We start from the raw sequence: 17,020 nt of genomic DNA on the forward strand, positions 1-17,020 counted from the left end.
TTAACTTGCGTTACGCTGTCTGCCGTGTCAGTGGATGCGCATTATAGGGAGATTGAGAAAGTCCGCAAGGGCTTTTTAGCGATCATTGAATCGTACGTCGATATTTTAAACGTTATGACCATTTTTTAGCTTGTAGACCTTATTTATCGGAGATAAGTCAGCTTTTTTATCTAATAATTGATAATTCACGCTCAATATTTCAGCAATGGTCTAGTGTAAAAGTAAATAATTCATTACCATATACTTGCTGTTAACAGTTATTTATCAATTTTCCATTCATCAGAGAGCATTCTTATGCAAAAGTCATTTCTTATTGTTTTGATTGTCGCCATTGTTGGCGCCTTTGTGCTATTTCAGTTTGCACCTACGCTGCCGGCTTATATTGCCTTCGTTGCAGGCGTTATTGTGACTAGCCTTATCTTTAAACTTGTTCCAGAGACTTCATCATCTCATGCTACAGAAGAACAATATGTTGGTCCTACTATGACCTTATATGTAGGTAACCTGCCTTATCGTGTCCATGAAGGTGAAGTAAAAGTATTATTTGGTGAGTTTGGCCCAGTAAACTCTGTGCGTTTAGTCAGAGATCGTAAGACTGGTCGTCGTAAAGGTTTTGGTTTTGTGGAGATGTCAGAGTCTGGCGCTCAGAAAGCCATGGTTAAACTGAATGACTATAGCTTCCAAGAAAGAACCTTAAAAGTAAGAGAAGCAAAAACACAAGATTCGGAAGCTGCCGACCGTACTGGTACTGACGAGTAGTATTGCCGTTTAAACTGTTTTGTTTGACGTTGTAAATTTAGTTGGTTGTGGTGATTCGTTCGATAGTTGAAAAGCCACAATCAATTAATGTTGTTGTTAAGCCTTCACTGATTTCCGCTTTAGTATAGAACGCCTGCATTGCTGACTCCCCTAATGCTTCTCTCTCATTTGTTACTCTGCGCTCCTCCACAATAAGATTCTGTTGCGTTAAAAGAGTCACGACTCGCTTAGCTATCGCAGCGCCAGAATCCATTAGCGTTACGCCCGCACCGAGCACTTGTTGTAATTCAGCTTGGATCATCGGGAAGTGAGTACAACCCAGTACGAGCACGTCCAATTGCGCGGCAACGACTGGCGCGAGTAAATCTGCCAGTCTGTGCATGTCCATTTCACCTGTCGCTATTTTCTGCTCCGCCATCATGACAAGTTCAGAACAACCAAAAAGTTCGACATGGCAATCATCGGCAAATTGGCTGATGAGCTCATGGGTATAATGACGCTTAACTGTGCCAGGGGTAGCCAAGAGTCCAATACGTTTACTCTTAGACATCTGTGCAGCGGGTTTGATAGCGGGTACAACGCCCACAACAGGAATACTGAGGTTTGCACGTAATGCCGGTAGCACGACAGTGCTCGCGGTGTTGCATGCGACGACGACTATCATTGCATTGGTGCGAGCCACAAGATCACATACTAATGCGATACAGCCAGCAATTAATACCTGCTCTTCTAACTCGCCATAGGGCAACCTAGCATTGTCGAAAAGATAACAATAGTCGCTATGGGGCAAACTCTTGCGGATTTCAGCCAATACGGATAGGCCACCAATCCCAGAATCAAACACTAATATAGGTCGCGACAAGCGGGTCTCCCGTTTCGGTTATAACAAAATGGCTATACAGATTGAACGCATTACAACATTAAGTGATTCGATGTTTGATGATTGAATGAATCCAACCCAATACTCATTGAATATCCATAGAATCACACTCAAGCGCGCAGATTTTCCCACAGCTTTGCATAAACAGCAAAAGCAAGATGCTGGACATTCGTGTCACCTAGTATAATATTTGCGCCCCAATTTACAGCAACGGTGAATCAAACAATGAACTTAGCAGCAATGGACCCTCAGACTTATGATACGCAGTTAGAACACAAGCGTATCAAGCTAGAACAAGCCTTTGCCCAATTTGAAACACCGAGTGTTGAAGTTTTTGCCTCAGAGCCTGCCAACTACCGTATGCGTGCTGAATTCCGCATGTGGCATGACGGTGACGACTTATACTATTACATGTTCGATAAAGTATTGAATGAGAAAGTGCGATGCGATCAATACTTGCCAGCCAGCGTGCTCATCAATCAAATGATGTCGGCCTTAATCGCCGAGCTAAAACCGAATCCTAGTCTAAGACATAAACTGTTCCAAGTGGATTTTTTGTCGACCTTAAGCGGCGAGATCTTAGTGTCCTTGCTTTATCACAGACAGCTTGATGACCAATGGCGCGCCGATGCGACTGCACTAAAAGCCAAGTTAAGCAGCCAGTTTAACGTCAACATCATCGGCCGTGCCCGTAAGCAAAAAATCGATTTAGATAAAGACTTTGTGGTCGAGTCATTACAAGTGAATGATAAAACCTTCTTATATAAGCAAATCGAGAACAGCTTTACTCAACCGAATGCCAAAGTTTCCGTAAAAATGTTGGAGTGGGCTATCGATGCGACTCAGAACAGTCAGGGTGATTTACTCGAGCTCTACTGTGGTAATGGCAATTTCTCTATTGCACTGGCGCAAAACTTTAATCGCGTATTGGCCACCGAACTCGCTAAGCCTTCAGTCGATGCGGCGCAATACAATATCGAAGTGAATGGTATTGAGAACCTGCAGATTATTCGCATGTCAGCTGAAGACTTTAGCGATGCCATGGCGAAGAAACGCAGCTTTAGACGTTTAGAAGGTATCGATCTCGACAGCTATGTGTGCAACACCATTTTTGTCGACCCACCACGCGCAGGGATTGATCCTGATACGCTGGCATTAGTACAAGGTTACGAGCGGATCTTATATATTTCCTGCAACCCTGAAACCTTAAAAGACAATCTACAACAACTGAACGAAACCCATAAAGTCACTCGCTTCGCCTTGTTTGATCAGTTCCCTTATACCGATCACATGGAAACAGGTGTCCTACTAGAGCGTCGTTAGTCACCTCAAATGCATTGAGCTCGACTGCATAGCAGTTAAACGCTGCACAGCACTCAAACATAAATTCGCAAAAAATAATGGAGCCTCAGGCTCCATTATTTTTAGCAACTGATGTGCAGGTCACTCAGATTAGCGGTGCTCAACCTTATGCTGCAAAGCCTCGGCGCCTTTGGCGACCATACGCAGTTGCATGACTAATTGATCGGCAAGGATTTTACGATCGGCACGTTTCATATCTAATGCTGAAGCGCCGGCGTTAAACACTAAAGTTACTAAGGCTTCTGCCTGTGCCCGAGCTAATAACGGAGTTCGGCCCGCTTTCGCTTCGGTATAGTGAGCCAATTCAGAAATAAAATGTTCAATTTCGCGGGCAACTGCCGCACGGAACGCTGCTGAGGTTCCTGAACGTTCATGCAATAAGATACGGAATACGTTTGGATTAGAATCAAGCACTTCCATAAAAGTATCAACAGAAATACGGATCACGCTACCACCGGCTTCGGCTCGCTGACGGCCTTTTCGCATCATCTGCCTGAGTGTTAATCCGCCCTCGTCCACCATAGTGAGACCGAGTTCGTTCATATCTTTAAAATGGCGATAAAAAGATGTCGGCGCGATATTGGCTTCCCGAGCAACCTCTCGCAAACTCAGACTTGAGAAACTGCGCTCAGCACTTAGCTGATTAAAGGCCGCATCGACTAAAGCTCGACGAGTTTTCTCTTTTTGCTGTGCTCGAATACCCATTCTTAAATCCGCTAACTGAATGTAATGACGCGATAATACCGCTTTTAGGCATTAAACACAGCCCCATCGTCCTTGACCAAACAATATAGCTAGGCTAAATTAGCTTACAGATGTACGCTCAAAAGCGAATTTTGGAAACCTATAATGAAAAAACCCCCTATCATCTGGCTTAATGTCAGTCTGTTTGCCATCACTTTCCTCAGTGCGGTGATCTTAGTTCCATGGCGCGGTATTGTTCACGGCTATGGCGCCAGTGAATGGATCGCTTTTATTGTCTTAGCCTTTGCCAGTGGTTTGTCGATCACCGCAGGTTACCACAGACTCTGGTCACACAAGGCATATAAAGCCCATCCAGCCGTACGGTTTATGTATGCACTCGGTGGCGCTTTAGCATTACAAAACAGTGCATTACACTGGGCTTCCGATCACAGAGTCCACCACAAGCACGTAGATGATAACGACAAAGACCCGTACTCAGCCAAAATGGGATTCTGGTACAGCCATATCGGTTGGATGCTGCGAGAATATCAGTCGCAACGCTATCATGATTATCAGAATGTGCGTGATCTGCAAAATGACCGTATCGTTATGTGGCAACACAAACATTACCTCGCACTCGTATTACTGATGAACATTGGACTGCCTGCCCTGCTCGGCTGGTTAAATGGCGACGTAGTGTCTATGTTATTGATGGCGGGTTTACTGCGTTTAGTGGTTGTACATCACTGCACTTTCTTCATCAACTCTTTAGCCCACGTGTGGGGCAGCCAGCCTTATACCGATAAGAACACTGCCCGCGATAATGGCTTTCTAGCCATGCTGACCTACGGTGAGGGTTACCATAATTTCCATCACATCTTCGAAAATGACTATCGTAATGGCATTAAATGGTGGCACTACGATCCAACTAAATGGTTGATTAAGTCATTATCTTGGTTGGGGTTAGCCAAGGACTTGCGTACGAGTCCACAGGAACGTATCGAGAGCGCACGCTTGCAGATGCAGCTGCTGCGGACCAAGAATAAAGTCGTGCACTTACCCAATGCCGATGAAATTATTGAAAAAGTCCAAGCTGAGTATGAATTACTCAAGCTGCACTTAATGGATTACTACCAAGCGAAGAAAACCTTGCTTGAGGCCAAGCGTAAACAACTTGTCGATCAGCAGCTATTGCAGCAAGTTGAAGAGCTAAAAGCGCGTTTCTTAGTCCAGCAAAAACATTGGCGAAGCCTAACCGCAACTTATAGCTAAACCACAATTCTGCCCGAAAGTCATACGGCCACCTTGCATGGTGGCCGTATCTGATTATGATGATGCCTTAATCACTTAAATAGGCTGTTGAGATCATGTCAGATTCCCCAGTTACACTCCCAGAATCAATCAAACTAACAGAATATAGTCATGGTGCAGGTTGTGGCTGCAAGATATCCCCTAAAGTGCTCAGCACTATCTTGGCCTCGCAGTTACCCGTGTTTACTGATCCTAATCTGCTGGTCGGCAATCAAAGCCGTGACGATGCCGCAGTGTATAAACTCAATGACGACATAGGCATCATCAGCACTACCGATTTTTTCATGCCGATTGTTGACGATCCCTTCACCTTTGGCCGCATCGCTGCGACTAATGCGATCAGTGATATTTATGCCATGGGCGGCACGCCTATCATGGCGATCGCTATTTTAGGCTGGCCAATCAATAAGCTACCTGCAGAAGTCGCACAACAAGTGGTCGATGGCGGCAGACAAGCCTGTATGGAAGCGGGGATCATGCTAGCCGGTGGCCACAGCATAGATGCGCCTGAACCGATTTTTGGGCTCGCAGTGACAGGACAAATTGCGTTAACTGACTTAAAACAAAATGACACTGCTAAAGCGGGCGATCGTTTATATCTCACTAAACCTATCGGCATTGGCATTTTAACTACGGCGCAAAAACAGAAAAAACTCCAAGATGAAGACAGTCACATTGCGGTTAATGCTATGTGCCAGCTGAATACTATAGGCACGACGATTGCCAAAATTAGCGGTGTAAACGCCCTGACCGATGTCACAGGATTTGGACTGGCGGGACACCTACTCGAAATGTGCCAAGGTGCCAAGCTCACGGCAAAACTCAAATTTGATGCGGTGCCGTTACTACCACGCGCCTTAGATTACTTAGCCTTAGGTTGCGTTCCTGGCGGGACTCACCGAAATTACGACAGTTATGGCGAGCATCTCCCCGAGCTCAGCGAGCATCAAAAAGCGATTCTGTGCGATCCGCAAACCAGTGGTGGTCTGTTAGTTGCCGTCTCGGCCGAAGCCGAAGCGGAATTGATTGCTCTACTCGATGCGCATCACATCGCCCCAATTTGCATTGGATCACTGGAAACACCCACCACTGAAGCGAATGTGGTGTTGTACTGATGCCAAACGCGATCGTCGCTGCAGAACAATATCGGGAAATTTTCCTCAATCAACATCCCATCATGGATGTGCGAGCCCCCATAGAGTTTACTCGAGGTGCGTTTCCCAACTCGACCAACTTACCCTTGATGCTGGATAGTGAAAGGGAAAAAGTCGGCACTTGTTATAAGCAATCAGGTCAGCAAGCCGCGATTGCCTTGGGTCATTCACTGGTTAATGGCCCCATCAAGCAACAGAGAATCGAAGCTTGGGCAAGCTATGTGAAAGCCAACCCCAAGGCCTACCTTTATTGTTTTCGTGGCGGCTTACGCTCGCAACTCACGCAACAATGGCTTAAAGAAGCCGGTGTAGAAGTCCCTTATATTCAGGGTGGCTATAAGGCCATGCGCCAATATCTGATCGGCGTGATTGAAGCGGCACCAGCTCAGCAGCCGTTATTGAGTTTGAGCGGGATGACGGGCTGCGGTAAAACCGATTTCTTATTGCAGCGTAAAGAAGCGGTTGATCTTGAAGGGATAGCCAATCATAGAGGCTCTAGCTTTGGGAAGAATATCGACCCACAGCCGACGCAGATTAACTTTGAAAATCAGCTTGCCATTGCCTTGCTACAGCACCAAACGAGCGGTGTTGCCTGTTTACTGCTCGAAGATGAAAGCTTCCTGATTGGGCGTTCGGCGCTACCGCAGACATTTTACAATGCAATGCAAGCCGCCAATGTCTTAGTGCTAGAAGAGTCAGACGATGCGAGGCTCGAACGCTTACGCAATGAATATGTGCATAAAATGTATAGCGGTTTCTGTGAACGCCTAGGGGCAGAAGCGGGTTTTGCGGCATTTAGCGACTATCTATTGCAAAGTTTAGTGAGTATTCGTAAACGTTTAGGCGGGAAACAACATCAAGAACTGCAAGATTTGATGCAACAAGCACTCGACCAGCAAATCAACCAGAATGACACTTCGCTGCACTTAGTCTGGATAAACTTGTTATTGCACAAGTATTACGACCCTATGTACCTATACCAATTACAGAACAAGTCCGAACGGGTACTCTTTAAAGGTTCGCATCAAGCCATGCATGAGTGGCTGGATAGCTATTACTAGAGTCTAAAATTAGCCGCACAATAAGCAGTGCGGCTAATACTTTAGAAAAACTAGTAGGCAGTAATAGTAATATCTTCGTAGTCATAGTCGTCGAATTTAGTCGAACGAATAGGGCTAGTACTACGACTCGATTTGCTGAGTTCTGAACGTAAATCATATAATCCAGCCATACCACCATAACCCCATACATAAAAACTCATCGAACTTACAGATGAATTACCAAATACGGATTGCAAGTGTGTAGGTAAATCCAAATCAGGAATCGAGCCTTTTAAGGGGCCTGAAATAGCCCAGTAAGCATTACCTTGCCCTAATGTGATCTGAACACCTTGCATATTGGTAGAGTTATAACTGAAGTCGTAACTTGTATTACCAGCACCATCCATGACCCCCATTAAACGCGTAACCTCGCTTAACATTAGGTTTTCATTTAATGGTAAATTTAGGTTTAATTTATTTGAAGTATCAGTCACGGCTCTTCTGGTTAATCCAGTATAACTCAAATAACCTATATCATTTCCACCAAGATCTATCCGTTGCGATGCAGATACTAGATTACGATTAAAAAGTTCGGGGAATAGCTGAACTTCTTTTGTCGGCCAGATAACCCAGTTTTGACGACCATATTCAGTTTCTGAGTAACTTCGCAAAGAGTAGTTGCTGCTATTCACGTCAATATTAACAAAAGTACCTTCGTGATTTGCCCCTTCAAACATACTACTCGTCAATGGAATCACTTGTGATAGATCAAGCTCGTTTGGATCAATATTTCCTGCGTAGGCAGCAACTCCACCCTGTTTCGGAATTAATACCATGTTTACAGGTGCGAATTTATTATCACTCTTACATACATGTAACGGATAATCAGTAAATATAGGATTTATATAAGCATTATCCACATAAAGGTTGTAGTTACTATAAACAGTAGCTATCTCACTAACATCTAAGTTGATATAGCTACATTCACAACTGTTATTTAATCTTTCATCAAAAAAGCGATAAATACCATAGTCACCAGCTTTCGCGTTTAGATCTGTTCGGATATTCCAAGAGATACTACCACTTATAAACTCAGGCGCTGCAACTGTCAAATGTGATGCCTCACTAGACCAAGGGACATCAACATGCCCTTGCGCATCACTCTTATAAGAGCTAAGAATGCTACCATCATGACGATGGACAATAACATCAACACCTGCTTTTTTCTCCACCACATTGCACATATTTGCAGTGCTCTCGACATCCATAACAAGTCGAGGTAATGAAGGAGTAACTCCATCTGAGTCACTATTATTTGAATCGCCTGAACCTCCACATCCACCAAGCAATAACATTAGCGTGCTGGCATAACATCCTTTTCTCATGACCAAACTCCAAAGCTTATAAGTTATTATTTTATACGTTTTTTAAACATATTAATTACATCACAATTTTATTTCGTTCGGCAAGCAGGTTTGCAACTTGATGATGTAAGTTTTCACGGCTGACGGATACTCCTTCCAGAGGAGCAGCAATATCTACCGACACCCTTGACCAAAAACGCTTGGGCATTTTAGCTAAGGCATGCCCGCCCTTATGGCTAAAGTAAGAACCCCATAATCCGTGTAATGCCATTGGAATCACAGGCACGGGATCTCTGGCTAAGATCTTATCAATTCCGGGACGAAAATCGCCAAGTTCACCGTCAGGTGTGAGTCGCCCTTCAGGGAAAATGCACACCAACTCACCATTGGCGAGCGCCGCATGAATTGCCTCGAAGGCACGATTATAGGTCTCTTCACTTTGCTTAGGCGAACAAATAGGGATCACCCCAGCGTGGCGGAACACATACTTCAGCAGAGGAATTTCGCTAATGGATTTATCCATCACAAAGCGGATCGGCCGTGTCGAGGCTCCCATAATAATCAATGCATCCACATAACTCACATGGTTACAGACTATGATGCCAGCCCCTTCCTTCGGAATTTTTTCACGGCCAGTTACAGTCACGCGATACATAACATGGCTAAGTAAGTAACTGATAAATCGCTGAGTAAATTCTGGCACTTGCGAATAAACATAAAGGGCGACCACAAAATTCATTACGGCAAGCAGCAGAAATAACTGCGGAATCGTCCAACCCGCTGCGCCCAGCAGCAACATAGATAACAGCGCCGAAGCCACCATAAACAGAGAGTTCATAATGTTATTGGCAGCAATCGCCTGAGCACATTCGCCCTTAGCCGAACGGGATTGAATAAAGGCATACAGAGGTACAATAAACAGCCCGCCGCTAACGCCGATCATAAAGAAATCTAGCATCACCCGATAATGTTGCGACTCGGCAATAAAGGCTTTTAATCCATAGACAAAACCAGCATCCACTGGCGCAGGTGGAATCGCCCAAAGCAAATCGACACCAAAGATAGTTAATCCCAATACCCCAAATGGCAGCAAACCGAGTTCCACATGACCGTAAGAAAAACGTTCACAGACGAAGGAGCCAACGGCAATCCCGATGGAAAACATGCCCAACAATAACGACACCACAGTCGCGCCAGAATGCAGATGCAGCTTGGCAAAGTTAGGGAATTGAGTCAGATAGGTCGCGCCTAAAAACCAAAACCAACTGATAGCGAGGATCGCCATCCAGATTGAAGGTGTTTGACGCGCTTTTTTAATACTGCGCCAAGTGCCCGATAACGGCCTGAAACGTATTTTTTCGATGACGCCCTGCGGTGGTAAAGCAGGAATGGCGCGACTCGATAGATATCCCGCTAAAGACAATACGGCAACGGTAATGGCAGCCCAAAGTGTACCGTTGACTTCAGAAACTAAGATCCCCGCACTTAACGTGCCGACCAGAATAGAGAGAAAAGTGCCCATTTCAACCCACGCATTGCCTGTAACTAACTCGTCCTCTTTCAACGCTTGGGGTAACAAGGAATATTTGACCGGGCCGAAATAAGCCGACTGACTACCTGTTAAAAATAACAGTAATAACATCATCATATAGTTCTCGCTCACTATCGCGATAGCGGCGCAGGACATGATAATAACTTCGAGTAATTTCAATCGACGGATAAGTTTGGCCTTATCCATATTATCGGCAACCACACCTGCGTGGGCCGAAAACAGAAAAAACGGCAGGATGAACACCCCAGCGGCTAAATTCACAAACATATCGACGCTTATGGGTAAATCTTTGACTTGGCTGAAGGTCACTAACAGCAGCAACACATTTTTATAGATATTGTCATTCAAGGCGCCGAGGCACTGAGTCGCAAAATAAGGTAAAAAACGTTTTGTTAGCAACATGATAGTTCCCTCTGGTAACCCATTCCTTGTAGATAAGCCTGCACATGGCTCTCGAGTAAATCCCGCAGTGATAACGATTCAGCAAAGAGCTTATTATCGAGGGACAAAGCAGTTAGCCCATGAATCCCCCCCCACAACACACGGCTCATACTGAGATGCTGCTCCGGTGTCGCCTCTGGGAAAAGCTTCGCTAACTCACGTTCAATCAGTGTGAATAACCCCGCAATCAATTGTCCTTGTGATTGCGGCAGCGGCTCAGAATCGAGTAATTGCAACTCAAAAACCAGTTTGAAAGCTTGGCGCTGTTCATGGGCGAATTGACTATACTCCCACGCCATTGCAATGATTTTACGCAAACTGTCAACCGCGCAAACACCCGCTAATCTGTCATGTAAAGCCCTAAGCGTTGCCTCAGAAACGGCCAGCAGCAAATAGTTATAACTGCCGAAAATATTGATCAAGGTACTAGGGACATAGCCAATTTGGCTGGCCACTTTGCGCAAACTGAGCCCGACAACACCTTGCTCGGTCAGTAACTCAGTTGCCGCTTGTATTGCCATCGCGCGAATTTCATCATGGCTGTGTTCTTTTCGTCTAGCCATAGCTCTCACTCCCTATTGGATAGCAAGAGACTAACAGCAGTCAAAATAAAAAACAACGTTCAAAATAAGTTTGTTTTACGTACAGCTGCGGGTAAATAGTGAAGGATATTATTGAAGATGATAGATAAAGATAGACACTCGAATTAGATTCCCTCAGCAAGCAGAACGGGATCTGTAGGATTACAGCGCCTAAAAGAGCATAAAAAAACGGCGTGCTCAGTAAGCACGCCGTTTTTTATTTTGATTTAAAAATCATTCTTAATTCAAAGCTGTTTTTATTTGAGGCTAATTTTTGGTTCAAAGATGAGAGCGAGGTTTAAGACTTGCGATAAGTCATCACAACTCTATCTGCGCCAGCGCCAAAATAATCGGCCTCAAAAGCCGAATCAACAAAACCTAAATGCTGATATAAGCCATGGGCAGCATTACTCGGGTCAACCGTTAAACACACCCGCTCAACAGCGGCGGGCAACTCAGCTAAACACCGCTGCATCAAACGTTTGCCTAATCCCTTTCCGCGAGCATCTTCACTTACGGCAACAGATAAAATCCACATACAGGTAGGATCGCTACTCTGGGCACTGAGTAAATAACCTTGCAGAAGATTATCTTCATCCACGGCAACTAAAAATTGCTCTGGCCAACAATCAAATCCCTGACGGAAGAAAAAATCGGGATAGCTATGTTCGCCAAAAATGGCCTGCTCAAGCTGATAAACCGCGAATAAATCTGACTTTAATACCGGACGTATAGACTGCATTCGAAAATCATTCACCTATTAAAATCTTATCCCACTCTAAGTTGGGTGCGCCCACTACGATAAAGTTAGGGTTTTCTAAAGTCTCGCGCTCATTGTAGGTTAACGGTTGCAGCTCAGTATCCATCAACTGTCCACCCGCCTCTTCGACTATGATTTGCGCCGCTCCCGTATCCCACTCGCCCGTTGGGCCAACTCGCACATAACAATCGGCTCGACCTTCGGCGACAAGACAACTCTTTAACGCTGCGCCGCCCATCACCACGAGCTCGCAATGTTTAGGGTGGTTGAACAGGGTCAATACAGATTGAGGATCCTGACGGCGACTCACGGCCAATCTTAGGGAGACCTTTTCACGGTGCTCGATTTGGCGGCTGCTGATCCGCACTTCCTGTTTATCCGTGCGTTTGTATGCCCCTAAACCTGCAATCGCGTAATAACACACTTGCGTCATAGGCACATACACCACGCCCATCACGGGACGATTGTGCTCAACGAGTGCAATAATCACCGAAAAATCACCACTGCCGGCAATAAACTCACCCGTGCCATCGAGTGGATCGACCAACCAATAGCGCTTCCAAGATTCACGCACGCTCAGCGGAATGTCGGCTGCCTCTTCAGATAACACAGGAATATCAGGCGTTAAAGCAGTCAATCGGTCACAAATGATCTTGTTCGCCGCTAAATCTGCGGAAGTGACAGGGGTATTGTCAGACTTCATTTCTCGCTCAAAATTACCTTTGAGATAAATGTCACGGATAGTTATCCCGGCATCGGTCGCAATCGCAATAACTTCGTCGATCAACTCTTCTGGCTTCATAACAACTCCAATCGCAAAGTTCGCGAATGTTTTGCAAGCGTTCCAGCTTTGAACGCTTAAAAGGAAAAAGATTATTTAAGGTATAAATACTTTTGCGCTAAAAACAACGCGCTCACACTACGGGATTCGGAAAAATCGACATCATCGAGCAAGGCTTCCCAATCGGCGAGCGCCCAAGGCACCACATCAATGGGCTCTGGCTCATCACCTTCAAGGCGACTCTCATACAGATCTTCTGCAAGAAAAATTTGCATCTTACTAGAGAAATAACCCGGCGCTAGGCTAAGTTCTTTCAATAGCGTGAGCTTATTCGCCCCAAAGCCAATTTCTTCCTGCAATTCACGATTAGCCGCTTCGATTGGCGATTCACCTGGGTCGATAAGACCTTTAGGAAAACCGAGCTCGTAATTATCGGTTCCGGCAGCATATTCGCGCGCCAGTAGCATTTGCCCTTGATGAATAGGCACTATCATCACAGCGCCACGGCTGCCGCCTTTCATGCGCTCGTATTGGCGTTCGACACCATTTGAGAACTTAAGATGCACTTGCTCAATTTGAAATAATCGGCTTTTCGCGACAACTTCGGTATGCAATATTTCCGGCTTATTCTGCCGCTGCGACATAACTGCCTCTGGATAAAAAAGCGATAAATTAAATAAGATAAGTGACAATCTTACTATCCTGTCTTTAATCTACAACCTGAATTTATTACATACCGCTAAAGACAAGCCGCAAGTCCTTTGCGAGATACATCACAAACCAAGCTCAGCCTAAGTGAACTGCATCAAAGTATGCCTAAAAAATTCTGCAGTTTATAAATAGTAAAAAGGGGCAAAGCCCCTTTTTGTTTGGTTTACGCTTAGAATTGATAACGTAAATTGAGCTGATAACTGAGGAAGTCATTCGGCTCAATATCCACATACTGATACCCCAAGCCGACTGACCAAGCGTCGCTCACTTGATAGCTAAACCGCACACCGGCATACCAATCAGTGCCATCGAGTTCTGTGGTTAAACGGCTATTGCCCATAGTGCTACTGATATCCGCTTGCCACCGAAACAATCCGATAGGCACTTCAAAGCGCCAAGCATCATGCTGCAGTAAGGTAAAACGCAATCCCAGCATCACGCCATCGGCCAATACGGGGGTCACGGCTTTTACCTGCTCATGGTATTGCGCCGGAGTCAGACTCGCGCCTTCAATCCGCGCACTCCCATTACCAAAGTCGGCATAGCCAAATTCGATTGCCACCATGGGAGTCCATTGATAACCCACACTTAAGCCAAACGCAGTATCTTTGTCATCAACCGATGTCACTACGCCAGCTGCAGCCTGTGGCTGTAAATCTCGTCTGCTGCTATCAACCTGAGCTTGCCCGACAAAGCCATCGACATACCAGTTATCAGCCGCATTCGCTTGACTGACTGTGCCTGCGAGCACCACTGCCCCCAAGAGCGTTTTATGTAATTCACGGCGGCGGATTAAACCCGCCGTAATAATCAATCCTAATGCCCACAAGGACATACTGCCTCCACCCGACTTGTTATCAATCACCACTTCTTGATAGGCCTTAACGGTAATGAACACTTGCCCTGCTGCCTCTCCGCCCAACCCATCGCTAATCTGATACGTCATGGTATCGACGCCATCGAATCCCGCTTTAGGGATATAACGCAGCTTGTTCGACTCCACTGACACAGCCCCTTGCTGCGCGGTAGCGCTGACTAAAGTTAAAACATTACCGTCTGGATCACTGTCGTTACTCAGCACATCGAGTAGCAAGCTCGTTCTATCGTCGGTTGCGGCGCTGTCGTTGACTGTCGTTGGTGCGGTATTGCCACTCACTACCACAGTCAACTCAGTACTCGCAGTGCCACCTTTACCATCGGTAATGCTATACACCAGCACATCCGTACCGATGAAATCGGTTGCTGGCGTGTAACTTAGCTGCTGATTAGCCAAGATGACGGCGGTGCCGAACTCGCTGGTCACTTGCGTGACGGTCAGCGCATCACCATCGCTATCGGTATCATTGGCGAGCACATCAACATCGAGACTCTGATTCCAAGGTAAAGAGGCCGTATCAGGGTTAGCCACTGGTAAATGGTTGCCATTGAGTATCACGGACACGCCACTTGGATCGACGATAGTACGGTTAGCGACGCCATCGTCATCGTTTGGACCGCCATCCTCTAGGGTTAACTGCACACACCAATGACCTTCCGTTAATCCCGCAGTCCAACGGCTGTCTCCCGGTGGAGGACAGAAACCACGCTCACCTTCACTACTAGCGACACTGTTGCGCGCATCAATCACAAAATCTTTCCAACCATTTTGTGCTTGATACTTACGATAAACCGCATTCGCAGGGATCGGTGAGCGCTGTGGCATCACTAGACTGTAACTCTGTCCTTGTTGTGGTAATCCCATCGCTACGAAGTCAAAAATACCGCCGACATTGGCCGCGATGCTGTCTTCAGGCACCAAAGTAGGTAACAGTTGCATGCCCGTTTGTCCTTGTCTGAGAGCAATATTGCCTAAACGCAAACATACCCCAGCCTGACCCTCAGCCAAGAAGTACACCGGCTGCAATTCACCTTCAGGCATGATGTTACAGTCGTTGACCGCATCCAAATAATCAGGAATACCGTCACCATCAGTATCGGTAAAGCCTTCTTGAACATCAGGGATCAAATCACCGTCCGTGTCTGCGCCAGTCAATACAGGTAAGCTTGAACGCACAACAATGTAGACTTTCTCTGTGGTAGACAGCGCTGGCAAACCATTATCAGTGACAGTCACACTCACAGGATAAATGCCCGGCAGGACAGAGACTGGAGAGAAGAACATACCCGCATCATCAGATTGTAAGTTCAGCGAACCGCTTGCCCATGTTGACGCTAGGCTGTCCTGCATATTGGCATCACTGATATCAGCATTAATGCGAACATCACCGCCATTTTGCGCCACGATGAATTGGTGCGCTCCCGCTTGGGTAACATCCAACGTCACCTTAGGCGCAATATTCGCTTCAGTGATGAGCACCTGAGTTTGCTGCTTACTGCCCAAGTTCAAGCTAGGGTCTAGACTAATCAGCACATCCTCATCCCCTTCGACCTCACCATCTTCAAAGGTTCTAAAGCGGATCTCAGCTTGTTGACCCGATGTCACCTCGACCACCCCATCAACCAAATCATGATCACTGCTACCTGCAGAGCCTGAAACGGTATAAAGCACAGAAAGTGGATATACGGGTGCGACGCCATTAAGGTGCACACTCACCACTACCTCATTGCCCTCACCCACAAGCTGATCTTTACTCAAGGAGATCAGTGGATGTACTTTCACTTTTTGAGCCTTGATTGCCTTATTACCATCGCGATCTACAGCTTGCCAGTAAGCTAAGTAGCTGCCTGGTGCAAAGAACAGACTCTTATTCACCAGAGAAACTGGCAATGGATGACCATTACGATCGACCGCTTTCGCGAAACCAAGTTTAACGCGAGTAAATAGGCCCGTCGCATTCACATCAACATCGTCTGGCAAAGTGATCACTGGCTGATTTTCCGACTCCGCGCCTTCAATCAGTACATTCACTTTGGCACTTGCACGCCCCTTGTTACCATCACTGATGGTGTAGCGAAGCGCCACAGGCCCGACATACGCTTCAGGCGCAGTAAAGCTCAAGCCATCACTGGTGATTTGCACACTGCCGATATCCGCAGCCGCACCATCAATCGTTAAGGTATCACCATCGACATCAACATCGTTCGCGAGCACCGCAAGCGCATAAATATCGTTGGCGGTACTTGTTAAGGTGTAGTCGTCATCAACCGCTTGCGGATCATCATTCACTGGCGTGACATTAATAGTGACAGTTGCAGGCTCTGAACTCAGCTCGGCATCCTTAGCAATAAAGCTAAACACGTCTGTTCCATTGAAATCCTTCTCAGGGGTATATAACCAAACAGTGCCATGTTGCTCTAATGTGCCGGATTCTGGCTGACTCACCACTTCATAGGTGAGCGGATCATTATCCACATCCTCTGCCGCAAGGGTGATCGTCACCGAACCATCTTCCTCTAACGTCACAGTTGAACTTGTCGCTACAGGCGCATCATTGACGTTGGTCACGGTAATGCTAAAGGACTGGTCAGCCGTTAAGCCATCCGTGTCCGTCACCCGCAGTAACACAGGGTGCGCGCCCACATCGGCATTGCTGGGCGTGCCACTTAATACACCAGTGGCAGTATTGAAGCTCAACCAACTTGGTTTGGTCACCGCGCTTAAAGTTAATGTGTCGCCCACATCGGTATCACTCGCCGCAAA

The 17,020-nt window shown here is 46.2% G+C and carries 14 protein-coding genes; 5 read left to right on the forward strand and 9 right to left on the reverse strand.

Annotated elements, in window-relative coordinates; all coding sequences use genetic code 11:
• Positions 1–294 precede the first annotated feature (294 nt).
• The gene (locus BM607_RS19060; protein WP_006083618.1) at positions 295–759 is read left to right on the forward strand and encodes an RNA-binding protein; all 465 of its coding nucleotides are present in this window, start codon (positions 295–297) and stop codon (positions 757–759) included.
• Positions 760–796: 37 nt separating this feature from the next.
• Here BM607_RS19060 and murI read toward each other — a convergent pair whose 3' ends face one another.
• Positions 797–1,621 (reverse strand): glutamate racemase, encoded by an 825-nt coding sequence (gene murI / locus BM607_RS19065; RefSeq protein WP_006083619.1) that lies wholly within the window; start codon positions 1,619–1,621, stop codon positions 797–799.
• A gap of 243 nt (positions 1,622–1,864) precedes the next feature.
• Here murI and trmA point away from each other — a divergent pair, with 243 nt between their 5' ends.
• Complete coding sequence (trmA, locus tag BM607_RS19070; RefSeq protein WP_011848155.1) at positions 1,865–2,962, forward strand: tRNA (uridine(54)-C5)-methyltransferase TrmA; 1,098 nt, start codon at positions 1,865–1,867, stop codon at positions 2,960–2,962.
• A 129-nt stretch (positions 2,963–3,091) separates the two neighbouring features.
• On the opposite strand, the gene fabR is transcribed toward trmA, so the two are convergent.
• Positions 3,092–3,706: an HTH-type transcriptional repressor FabR gene (gene fabR, locus BM607_RS19075; protein WP_006083621.1), complete on the reverse strand. Its 615-nt coding sequence runs from the start codon at positions 3,704–3,706 to the stop codon at positions 3,092–3,094.
• A 144-nt stretch (positions 3,707–3,850) separates the two neighbouring features.
• Here fabR and BM607_RS19080 point away from each other — a divergent pair, with 144 nt between their 5' ends.
• The 3 genes from BM607_RS19080 (at position 3,851) to mnmH (ending at position 7,211) form a co-directional block, all read left to right on the forward strand.
• A complete protein-coding gene (locus tag BM607_RS19080; protein ID WP_071940510.1) occupies positions 3,851–4,957 on the forward strand; it encodes a fatty acid desaturase in 1,107 nt (368 codons plus the stop codon).
• A 95-nt stretch (positions 4,958–5,052) separates the two neighbouring features.
• Positions 5,053–6,111 (forward strand): selenide, water dikinase SelD, encoded by a 1,059-nt coding sequence (gene selD / locus BM607_RS19085; protein WP_006087518.1) that lies wholly within the window; start codon positions 5,053–5,055, stop codon positions 6,109–6,111.
• On the forward strand, positions 6,111–7,211 hold the full coding sequence (gene mnmH, locus BM607_RS19090) for a tRNA 2-selenouridine(34) synthase MnmH (RefSeq protein WP_071940511.1): 1,101 nt from the start codon (positions 6,111–6,113) through the stop codon (positions 7,209–7,211). The genes selD and mnmH overlap by 1 nt, the downstream gene beginning before the upstream one ends.
• Positions 7,212–7,261: 50 nt before the next feature.
• On the opposite strand, the gene BM607_RS19095 is transcribed toward mnmH, so the two are convergent.
• The 7 genes from BM607_RS19095 to BM607_RS22215 form a co-directional block, all read right to left on the reverse strand.
• The gene (locus BM607_RS19095; protein ID WP_071940512.1) at positions 7,262–8,575 is read right to left on the reverse strand and encodes a hypothetical protein; all 1,314 of its coding nucleotides are present in this window, start codon (positions 8,573–8,575) and stop codon (positions 7,262–7,264) included.
• A 55-nt stretch (positions 8,576–8,630) separates the two neighbouring features.
• The gene (locus BM607_RS19100) at positions 8,631–10,508 is read right to left on the reverse strand and encodes an MFS transporter (RefSeq protein ID WP_071940513.1); all 1,878 of its coding nucleotides are present in this window, start codon (positions 10,506–10,508) and stop codon (positions 8,631–8,633) included.
• Positions 10,499–11,110, reverse strand: coding sequence for a TetR/AcrR family transcriptional regulator (locus tag BM607_RS19105; RefSeq protein ID WP_071940514.1), 612 nt, complete (start codon positions 11,108–11,110; stop codon positions 10,499–10,501). Before BM607_RS19105 ends, BM607_RS19100 begins: the two co-directional genes overlap by 10 nt.
• Positions 11,111–11,426: 316 nt before the next feature.
• On the reverse strand, positions 11,427–11,870 hold the full coding sequence (locus BM607_RS19110) for a GNAT family N-acetyltransferase (protein ID WP_071940515.1): 444 nt from the start codon (positions 11,868–11,870) through the stop codon (positions 11,427–11,429).
• A 7-nt stretch (positions 11,871–11,877) separates the two neighbouring features.
• Positions 11,878–12,690, reverse strand: coding sequence for a 3'(2'),5'-bisphosphate nucleotidase CysQ (gene cysQ, locus BM607_RS19115; protein WP_006083628.1), 813 nt, complete (start codon positions 12,688–12,690; stop codon positions 11,878–11,880).
• A 71-nt stretch (positions 12,691–12,761) separates the two neighbouring features.
• Positions 12,762–13,313, reverse strand: coding sequence for an ADP compounds hydrolase NudE (gene nudE / locus BM607_RS19120; RefSeq protein WP_006087513.1), 552 nt, complete (start codon positions 13,311–13,313; stop codon positions 12,762–12,764).
• Positions 13,314–13,549: 236 nt separating this feature from the next.
• Positions 13,550–17,020 (reverse strand): Ig-like domain-containing protein (locus BM607_RS22215; RefSeq protein ID WP_249269615.1); only part of this gene is annotated, 3,471 nt, incomplete at its 5' end.

Source organism: Shewanella sp. SACH (assembly GCF_001887095.2).
GTDB classification, from domain to species: domain Bacteria; phylum Pseudomonadota; class Gammaproteobacteria; order Enterobacterales; family Shewanellaceae; genus Shewanella; species Shewanella baltica.

Coding starts and splice junctions, on each gene's coding strand:
- BM607_RS19060 (WP_006083618.1), top strand. CDS start 295: ATGCAAAAGTCATTTCTTATTGTTTTGATTGTCGCCATTGTTGGCGCC.
- trmA (WP_011848155.1), top strand. CDS start 1,865: ATGAACTTAGCAGCAATGGACCCTCAGACTTATGATACGCAGTTAGAA.
- fabR (WP_006083621.1), bottom strand. CDS start 3,706: ATGGGTATTCGAGCACAGCAAAAAGAGAAAACTCGTCGAGCTTTAGTC.
- BM607_RS19080 (WP_071940510.1), top strand. CDS start 3,851: ATGAAAAAACCCCCTATCATCTGGCTTAATGTCAGTCTGTTTGCCATC.
- selD (WP_006087518.1), top strand. CDS start 5,053: ATGTCAGATTCCCCAGTTACACTCCCAGAATCAATCAAACTAACAGAA.
- mnmH (WP_071940511.1), top strand. CDS start 6,111: ATGCCAAACGCGATCGTCGCTGCAGAACAATATCGGGAAATTTTCCTC.
- BM607_RS19095 (WP_071940512.1), bottom strand. CDS start 8,575: ATGAGAAAAGGATGTTATGCCAGCACGCTAATGTTATTGCTTGGTGGA.
- BM607_RS19100 (WP_071940513.1), bottom strand. CDS start 10,508: ATGTTGCTAACAAAACGTTTTTTACCTTATTTTGCGACTCAGTGCCTC.
- BM607_RS19105 (WP_071940514.1), bottom strand. CDS start 11,110: ATGGCTAGACGAAAAGAACACAGCCATGATGAAATTCGCGCGATGGCA.
- BM607_RS19110 (WP_071940515.1), bottom strand. CDS start 11,870: ATGCAGTCTATACGTCCGGTATTAAAGTCAGATTTATTCGCGGTTTAT.
- cysQ (WP_006083628.1), bottom strand. CDS start 12,690: ATGAAGCCAGAAGAGTTGATCGACGAAGTTATTGCGATTGCGACCGAT.
- nudE (WP_006087513.1), bottom strand. CDS start 13,313: ATGTCGCAGCGGCAGAATAAGCCGGAAATATTGCATACCGAAGTTGTC.